The following is a 719-nucleotide window of genomic DNA, read 5'->3' on the forward strand; positions in this document are numbered from 1 at the left end:
CTATCGCCTGGTCTCAATGCTGGGCATCGCGCTCGCCGTCGTCGGCATCGGCTGGACCGGCACGAGGCTCTTCGGCGCCAATGCCGGCCTCGCCGCCGGTCTGATGATGGCGGCGATCTTTGCCACCGCCTTCGAGGGCCGCGACGCCAAGACCGACGCCATGCTTCTGGCCTGCTGCGTGGCGGCCCAGGGCGCGCTGGCGCAGGCCTATCTCGCCGCGCGCCGCAACGAGCCGGTCGCTGGCCATCTGCCCTGGATCTTCTGGATCGCGCAGGGACTTGGCATCCTCATCAAGGGACCGGTGGCGCCGCTCTTGTCGCTGCTGACGGCGGCGGCGCTGGTTGCCTTCGATCGCGACTGGCGCTGGCTCCTCAAGCTGAAGCTGGTGCACGGCGTCGCCATCGTGCTCGTCATCGTGCTGCCCTGGATATTTCTCATCAGCTTGAAGAGCGGCGGCGCTTTTTTCCAGGAGGCGGTCGGCAAGGACATGCTGACCAAGGTGGCGCAGGGCGAGGAATCGCATGGCCTGCCGCCCGGCTTCTACATGCTGACCTATTCGCTTTTCATGTGGCCGTTCGGCCTGATCGCTGTCGGCGCCGGGCTGCAGGCCATCAACCGCTTTTGGGATGATCCGCGCCTGCGCTTCTGCCTCGCCTGGTATATCCCGTTCTGGCTGGTGTTCGAGGCGATCCCGACCAAGCTGCCGCACTATGTCATGC

General features: G+C 66.1%; 1 protein-coding gene. It reads left to right on the forward strand.

What is annotated here, in order from left to right; all coding sequences use genetic code 11:
* A partial coding sequence (locus EOA33_RS37505) for a glycosyltransferase family 39 protein (RefSeq protein WP_127407836.1) occupies window positions 1–719 on the forward strand: 719 nt, incomplete at both ends.

Source organism: Mesorhizobium sp. M4A.F.Ca.ET.050.02.1.1 (assembly GCF_003997725.1).
Classification (GTDB): domain Bacteria; phylum Pseudomonadota; class Alphaproteobacteria; order Rhizobiales; family Rhizobiaceae; genus Mesorhizobium.